The organism is Mesobacillus subterraneus, from assembly GCF_000934845.1.
Classification (GTDB): domain Bacteria; phylum Bacillota; class Bacilli; order Bacillales; family Cytobacillaceae; genus Mesobacillus; species Mesobacillus stamsii.
This window is the reverse complement of the sequence record NZ_JXIQ01000150.1, coordinates 1-8,006: the sequence shown is the minus strand read 5'-3', so window position 1 is coordinate 8,006 and position 8,006 is coordinate 1. Positions and strand designations below refer to the sequence as shown.

Here is an 8,006-nt window from a genome sequence, read left to right as displayed (position 1 = left end):
CGAGTCGCTTCGGTCCGCCCAATGAAGTCAAAGAACGACTTCACCGGTCGGCCCTCCAGCGCTTGTCGGGGCTGACCAAGGCGCTTGCGCTTTTCTTAAGTGGAAATGTCGATTTCGGAAAATTGGAGATCAACGCTTTTGGGCAAACGAAGCTCTACTACTCCATCGCGATGGGTTGCGGATGCCCCCTTGCGCTTCACAGTTGCAGGCAATACAACGGTGTGTTTATCATCCAATTCGGGTATATGTTCTATAATTACTTGATTTGTTGTGTAGAACAGCTTCATTTTATTAAGCCAGTCACTTTTTAACGGAATTCTGACATATACAAAGTCATGGGTTTCGAAAATGTCGACATTCAGTTGATCTGTCGGTGTATCTGATGGCGGAGTGCTTTGCTGCTGCATTCCTTTTAACCAATCTTCAGGCTTAAACATCCCTTTTATATCCGGCTGGAGCATTTTTCCCATCATTTGTTGAACATAGTTCTCTATTTCTTCCGGTTTCATCTCCAGAAACTTCCTCTGTGAATTTTTATCGAACGGAAACATATTCCATGGAAACATTATATCCCGCCTTTCAATCAGCCCATCATCGATATGGATAGTATATGCAGGCAGCTGCCCAGAGGTTAAAATGAGAGTCATGCTAAAAGTTGCAAAACAGGCAGCTTCTTTTTAGTATAGGGATAAGGAGTCTAACGAAGATGAGGAGTATATATTGTGAAAAATAAAACAGCTTTAATTACCGGGGGTGCGGTCGGAATCGGAAGACGGACAGCCCAGCAGCTTGCCGCCGAAGGAATCAACGTAATCATCAATTACCGAAACAGCAAAAATGAAGCGTTAGAGCTCGCTGCCTATTTAACAGAGAGGTATAGTACAAGGAATATTTGCATTCAAGGGGATATTACGGAATATGAGGCATGCAGAAAAATTGTTGCTGACGCATTAAAGGATTTCTCTGCCATTGATATTGTCGTTCATAATGCAGGACCATATGTCTCTGAAAGAAAAAAAATGGGGGAGTATGGCATTGATGAGTGGAATTATATTATTAATGGAAATTTGAACGCTGTTTTTTATTTATCAACTCTTATCATTCCCTCAATGAGAGAGCGGAAGTGGGGGAGAATTATTACGGTTGGTTTTGACAGGGTCGAGTCAGCTCCTGGCTGGATTTACAGGTCTGCATTTGCAGCCGCTAAATCCGGCTTGGCTTCATTGACAAAAACGATTGCGCTAGAAGAGGCAGAGAATGGCATTACTGCAAATATGGTCTGTCCTGGAGACATCATTGGTGATTGGAAGGAGAAAACAATCGAAGCTTCCCTTTATACTGCGGATCCAACTGTTCCGGTAGGTAGGCCGGGTACCGGACAAGATGTGTCAAGAGTCATCAGCTTCCTGGCGAACGAACAATCCAGTTTTATAACTGGCAGTATCATTCCGATCACTGGCGGAAAGGATGTTTTAGGTAAAATCTTTCGGGAAAAATAAATGTGATCATTCAAAATAGAAAAAACGCCCGAAAAGGGCGTTTTCTTTATGCTTCCAGTAATTGTGAAGTTTCTTCTTCCTGGGGAACAAATCTCTTAAGATAAAGCGTATATTGATCTTTTGGAATTTCAAAAAGGTCATAAACATCTCCGGCAGCATTTAGTTGTTCGTAAATATTTTTTCGTGTATCGTTTGCTTTCACAGCATAAGGCAGCTTCTCTGCAGCCTTGAGAGAGCGGACATTCACTTTCCTGATCCTCATGAAAATCGTCTCAATCCCCAGCTCATAAAATAATTCCTGAAAAAAGGCATCCTTTGCCAAATTATTATAGCCCTTGCCGTGATAAGGCTTGCCTAGCCATGTACCTAAAAATCCAGCGCCTTCCTGAATGTCATAAAGATTGATTGTGCCAATCGGTGCGCCCCATTCATCAAGGATCGTTCGAGAAATCAGTTTACCCTGTTCTTCCGCTTCCATCGTTTGTTTCGTAATAAATACGAATTCTTCATAAGAATTGGCTTTTTGACGCACAAAAGGAAAGACGTCCGGATGCGCCATCAGCTCAAATAACTCGTGACAATCATGAAGATCGCGTTTCTTGAGCATTAGTATCCCTCCACACAGGGCAGTCCTGTCCCGTACGCGTACGAATGTACTGTACGGCCACCCTCGAAATTTTTTGTAAGTTGCTAAAAAATTCCGGGGTGGGAATCGAACCCACTAGAACCAGGATACTGGTGGCGCACCATTTGCCTTCCCTAATCATATTGCTTTATGAAATTGTATTTCCAAGAAGTATATTACATGATAATCACAAAAAAGCAAATAGGTTTTTTATCTTTTTTTTCTGCGTTTTTTTGCCAAAAATCTACACTGCTTTTCGACTATTTTTGATAAATAATTTGCTTCCATTTCCTTTACAGATTTTCCAAACTGGAAAGCCAACTACGGTGCGATTATAATGAAAAAGTTCGGCAAACATGAAACTTTTTTACAGCCATTTCGTATAGTTAACTATAGGAATTTAAGGGGGAACGACTATGCCAAGAAATGATGAACGGCTTTTTGCAGCCGGAATTTATTTAATCAGCTTTTTCACCGCGTTTTTAGGACCACTCATTATCTGGCTTATAAAAAAAGATGATTCTAGCTATATTGATTACCACGGAAGAGAATATATGAACTTTTTTATTTCTTATACTGTATATGGAATTGTCAGCGGTATTCTTGTCATTTTGCTGATTGGAATTTTTATGTTGTGGATCATCGGGATATTGGCGGTGATATTCACGATTGTGGGTGCAATAAAAGCTTATGAAGGGAAGGAATATCGAATTCCCTTCATCTTTAGGATTTTGTAGGTAAAAAAGATGTTTCCTTGATTCGGCAGTATTCCTGCCGAATCGTTTTTTTTACCTCCGTATAGGATAACCATCAGCTTTGTTTCTTTCAGAAAAATCTAGCATGACTTGTCGCCTTAAATAATAGACATAGAATGATGAAATAGATTTTCTTCAAGGAGATAATAGATATGAGTATCCGGGAGTTTTACCAACAAAAGGCCTATCTTCATTTAAATAGTTCTATCTTATCAGCTGTAATTCTTTTGGTGACTGTAACGTTCAGTCTAATCCTTGCCTGGGAGTTGCCTTTTTTCCTTGTTTCGACTCCTTTTCTGGCTGTCAGCCTGATCCATTATATTGGTTTTATAGCGTATAAAAATAAGACAGAAGGGACACCTATCCCAGTTTCCTGCTATCACGATAAACAACTATTCGAGCAAAACAGCCTTCTTCTAGCTTTTGCTCCTGCACCTGCTTTAAGAATGCTATTGTTTACTCCTGATGGGATGCCTGCAGGGGAACTGAGAGAAGTCAAAGTTAGGAAATACCGCTGGGTCCTCCCTGGCTTTGTTGATAAAAAAATCAGGAAGCAGATTGGAATTTATGACTTTCGTGGGAAGATGGAAGGCAGCCTCTCCGAAGAGGGGAGAAGGTTGAAATTACGGAATTCACAAGGGGAAGTCATCGGGTTATTTTATCCAGGTAGAAAGCAGTCGGGTACTACTGGCATGGCGTTTGTAAACAACGGAAAAAAATTGAAAGTCGAAGAATGCTTCGGCCTGCACCATGATATGAAGCTGATACGGACAGAAGGGGGGGTCGCGGCCAGACTTCAAACGGGCTGGATGCCCCTTGAGTGGACTCAGTACTTTAAAGAGGCAAATACACCCGTACTTGCCTTCGACTATCATTTAAGTAAGGATGAGCGGCTAACAGTATTTGCTGCTCTTGCCATTCGCTATATGTATTACGATCATTAGTTTGAAAAGTTTCCCACGCTGTGAATTTTCTGAAAAAAGATGGATAATTTGCTGCAAGACAGCGATTCTATTGAACAATTCCGATATTTATGGCATCTTGTAATATAACGAAGGATTTTGGGGGCGTAAAAATGTTGATTGATTTAATAAAATGCCATGGATCGAATAATGATTTCTTGCTGATTGATGAAAGTGATCGCAATTATCAATTGGATGACTTTAAAAGGCGGGATTTAGCGTTGGCGCTATGTGACCGGGAAAACTCGCTGGGGGCAGATGGTATCCTGTTCATCCGTCCTAGCAAGGTCGCGGAGGCGCAATACCGCATTTTTAATTCGGACGGTACGGAAGCATCGATGTGCGGAAATGGTCTTCGTTGTGCTGGCAGGTATGTATGCGAGAAGCTGGGAGTGGAGGAAGCAGTCATTGAAACGCTGAAAGCTAACCTGAAGGTCAGGAAGCATGAAGAAATTTTCAGTGGTATTCCAACCTATCAAGTAGAAATTTCTCCGGTCACTTTTCATTTGAAGGATTTGCCATTAAATCTGGAACAGGATACCCTACTCCAGGAGAAGATTCCAGGATTGTCAGACGAATTAACATTCACAGCGCTGGCGGTTCCTAATCCGCACTTAACAACCATTGTTAGCAAAGAACAGTTAGATTCTAATTTGCAGACTGAACTTAGTGTAAAAGTGAACCAGCCTAATGATTTATTTCCTGATGGAGTGAATGTCAGCTTTATCAGGCTACTGGAAAAGGGAAGTATTTTTGTCAGGACGTATGAGCGAGGCGTCGGCTATACAAACGCCTGTGGCACAGCAATGTCGGCCTCCACTCTTGTTACATGCTTGATGAATGAAAATGAATGGGAACAGCCAATTGATGTGTACAACAATGGTGGAATGGTACGGTGTGCAGTCCATAAGAAGGGTGATACCTTCACCATTGACTTGATTGGCAACGCAACCTTTGTCTATTCCGCCAAGATGGACGTTGATTTTACTGTCGATGGAATCCTTACGGAAATTTTTGAACAGGAAAACTTCCATGAAGATGCACAATATGAAAAGCTGCAGGAGCATGCCAAAAAGTATCTCAGCAGATTTTAAAAAGCATAGACATATTCAAGGCTAGAAAAAATCCTGACGGTCCGCTTCAGGATTTTTTCTTTTTTAATATGTCTAAAACTGGCTCGAAATCCTGCTCGGCTTTTGCAGCAAAGTAAGTTCGGAACGGGCAGCCTAACTTTTTTACACGTTCGCTAATCGCTCCGAGATGGAAATCCTCGATTTTCAAGTCCTCGGTCACTTCTTCCCAAAAGAGTGGTGTTGCCACACCGGCATGAGATTGTCCTCGGGCGGAATAGGGGCTGACAATCGTTTTGCCTTCCGCATGCTGGATATAATCGACATACAGCCTGTTGCCTCTGTTTTTTTTCAGCCTTTCGATCGTGAAAGAATCAGGGTCCTTTGAGACGAGATAGTTGGCGATAAAAGTGGTAAACAATCTGGTGTCATCATAGCTGTATTTATTGGAAGGAAGTGGAACGTAAATTTGTAGCCCTTTGTTTCCTGATGTTTTTAGAAAGCTGATCAGCTTCAGTTCATCAAGGACTTCCTTAATATCCATCGCAGCTTTAATTGCCAGATGGAAATATTCCCTTGACGGAGGATCAAGATCGAAAACGATTTCTTCCGGCCCTTTGCTATGGATCGTTTGAAAAGGAATATGAAATTCGACGGCAATTTGGTTCCCCAGCCATAAAAGTGTCTGCATATTGTTGCAGACAATGTACTCAATGCCTTCCCAATGGGAAGTTTGGACAAACTTCGGTGCATAATCAGGGACGTTTTTTTGGTAAAAGGCTTCTCCGAACATGCCATGCGGAAAACGGATTACTGTTAAATGCCTATCTTTAAGGAAAGGAAGCATATACGGCGAGATTTCCCTTAAATAATGGATATAATCAATCTTTTGGATTGGCGGATCTTCCCAAAGCGGTTTGTCAGGATGCGTGATTTCCGAATTCTTGGGCAGATTCTTTTGCTGAAGAATAAATTTTTCATACGTACAGGCTGCTGGAGTTAAATCAAACCTGAATTGATGGAAATGGGGCTCACGGAGCTGGTTCTCATAGATTTCAAGGTATTTTACTTCCAGACAGATTGCTGGCTCCACATAGATGAATTGATGATCTTCACGGCTTTTGTTCTGCTTGATGATCTGCTGAAGAGAATTTTTTTCCTCAGGCTTAAAGCCGAAGACTACTAGCCCTATTTGGTGTAATTCCTGCCCTTTATAAACAGAGAGATAAAAATATCCATTTGCTTTTTCATAAGCAGTCACAAAACAGGAGACATATTTCCAGTTTTTTGTTTTTACCCATGTCTGTGTACGTTTTCCTTCCTCCCATTTGCTATTGACTTGTTTTGCAATGATTCCCTCACCGTCATACATAACAACTATTTCCCATAAGCTATCCAGATTTGTTTCACTGCCAACAAGCTGTAAAAGCTCCGGATGTTGAGGGTTCGGAGATGGAGGCAACTCAAGTTGTGTGAATAAATTGTTGAGCTGATTGCGTCTGTTTTGGTAACTCTCACTCGTCAAACTTTTTCCTTTTATTTTTAGAAGGTCAAAAACCATCAGCCGGCAAGGATTTCTCGTTGATTCCGCCCTGATTCTTTCCTGAGACCTCATCCTTCCCCTAATTTGGATGGCTCCAAAGTTTGCTTTATACGGGTTTTCAAGGGAAACAAGTTCGGCATCAAAAGTCAGTGGCAAATAGGGCGCAAACCTCTCCTTATTAGCGTGAAGGAAGTCAGAGATTTCCGGGAACAATGGCAGCAACTCCTTCCCATTCCTGCTTGTCATTTCGATTTCATGATCCCAGGACAATTGCGCTCGAAAGCCATCATATTTAACTTCATAACGCCATTTTTCTCCCCGGGGTGCTTCAAATGCAAGTGTTGGGAGCATCGGTTTCAGCATTCTACCCATCCTTTCGTCGGTCTTATTTATATTGTCCCAGTTTGCGTGCAAACTAGTAATGTTTTCATGAATGATTTATGAATTATGAAGCAAGTTAGTATTAAAAAGATAAGGTGGAGAATGCCATGCATACAATTTGGAAGGGGAGCATCAGCTTTGGGCTTGTTAATATCCCAATCAAGCTTCATGCTGCAACGGAGGATAAAGACATTAAGCTTCGAACACTTCATAAAGACTGCCACTCGCCGATTAAATATGAAAAAACATGTCCGGTTTGTGACAAAGAAGTGAAGAATGAAGACATTGTCAAAGCGTATGAGTACACGAAAGGGAAGTTTGTCATCCTTGAAGAGGAAGATTTAGAAGCATTGAGGAAAGAAAATGAAGACAAGGCCGTTGAAATTATTGATTTTGTGAAAATAGCCCAAATTGACCCAATTTATTTTGAACGAAGCTATTTTATCTCACCAAATGAGAGCGGCGGAAAAGCCTATTCTCTGTTAAGAAAGGCACTGGAGGAATCACAGAAGGTAGGTATTGCGAAAATCATGATTCGTGCCAAGGAACAGTTAGCTGTAATCCGGGTATATGATAACACCTTGGTCATGGAAACAATTCATTTCCCAGATGAAGTCAGGAAAACCGTGGATGTACCAAACGTCCCTTCGGATGATAAGGTGACCGAAAAAGAGCTGGAAACAGCCATCATGCTCATTGATCAATTGACCACCGAATTTGAACCAGATAAATATAAAGACGAATATCGGACAGCATTATTAGACTTGATTGAAGCAAAACGCACCGGCAAAGAACTGGTGATACCAACAGAAAAAGAGCCTGTATCCAATGTGACAGATCTAATGGCAGCTTTGCAGGCTTCTATTGACCGAACAAAGCCAGAAGCAAAGAAGGAACCTGCCGCTGCAAAGAAAAAGAAAACAGCCATAAAACCAAAGGCAAAGGAAAAGAAACAAGCCTGATGAACTTATGCCGGCCTGGCTTTTATGATGGCCGGTTTTTATCATAAAATCAGAATTTATAAACCGGGGTTTTAATGATTCTATTGGTTTTGAGGGGTGTGAATGGACTGTAAGAGAGATGTAAGAGCGACTATAGGCGTTATCGACGGTTAGAGAGAAAATATCAACGGTTATGGCGGTTTTATCGACGGTTAGAGAGAAAATATCAA

Annotated in this window: 8 protein-coding genes; 5 read left to right on the top strand and 3 right to left on the bottom strand. The window is 41.4% G+C overall.

The features are described 5' to 3' along the window. Positions 1-95 precede the first annotated feature (95 nt). Entirely contained in the window at positions 96-566 is a 471-nt protein-coding gene (locus tag UB32_RS16625; protein ID WP_044395797.1) for an Hsp20/alpha crystallin family protein, read from the bottom strand. 156 nt (positions 567-722) lie between these two features. Between UB32_RS16625 and UB32_RS16620 the strand changes: the two genes are divergently transcribed. Next, complete coding sequence (locus tag UB32_RS16620) at positions 723-1,499, top strand: SDR family oxidoreductase (RefSeq protein ID WP_044395792.1); 777 nt, start codon at positions 723-725, stop codon at positions 1,497-1,499. Between the two features lie 46 nt (positions 1,500-1,545). Here UB32_RS16620 and UB32_RS16615 read toward each other — a convergent pair whose 3' ends face one another. Next, positions 1,546-2,106, bottom strand: coding sequence for a GNAT family N-acetyltransferase (locus tag UB32_RS16615; protein WP_044395790.1), 561 nt, complete (start codon positions 2,104-2,106; stop codon positions 1,546-1,548). 434 nt (positions 2,107-2,540) lie between these two features. Between UB32_RS16615 and UB32_RS16610 the strand changes: the two genes are divergently transcribed. The 3 genes from UB32_RS16610 (at position 2,541) to dapF (ending at position 4,935) form a co-directional block, all read left to right on the top strand. Beyond that, on the top strand, positions 2,541-2,861 hold the full coding sequence (locus UB32_RS16610) for a DUF4870 domain-containing protein (protein WP_044395788.1): 321 nt from the start codon (positions 2,541-2,543) through the stop codon (positions 2,859-2,861). 170 nt (positions 2,862-3,031) lie between these two features. Next, a complete protein-coding gene (locus tag UB32_RS16605) occupies positions 3,032-3,823 on the top strand; it encodes a hypothetical protein (RefSeq protein ID WP_044395786.1) in 792 nt (263 codons plus the stop codon). A gap of 131 nt (positions 3,824-3,954) precedes the next feature. After that, positions 3,955-4,935 (top strand): diaminopimelate epimerase, encoded by a 981-nt coding sequence (gene dapF / locus UB32_RS16600; RefSeq protein WP_044395784.1) that lies wholly within the window; start codon positions 3,955-3,957, stop codon positions 4,933-4,935. 46 nt (positions 4,936-4,981) lie between these two features. Here dapF and UB32_RS16595 read toward each other — a convergent pair whose 3' ends face one another. Continuing rightward, entirely contained in the window at positions 4,982-6,817 is a 1,836-nt protein-coding gene (locus UB32_RS16595) for a DNA ligase D (RefSeq protein ID WP_241768534.1), read from the bottom strand. A 125-nt stretch (positions 6,818-6,942) separates the two neighbouring features. Here UB32_RS16595 and UB32_RS16590 point away from each other — a divergent pair, with 125 nt between their 5' ends. Next, positions 6,943-7,797: a Ku protein gene (locus tag UB32_RS16590; protein ID WP_044395782.1), complete on the top strand. Its 855-nt coding sequence runs from the start codon at positions 6,943-6,945 to the stop codon at positions 7,795-7,797. Positions 7,798-8,006 lie beyond the last annotated feature (209 nt).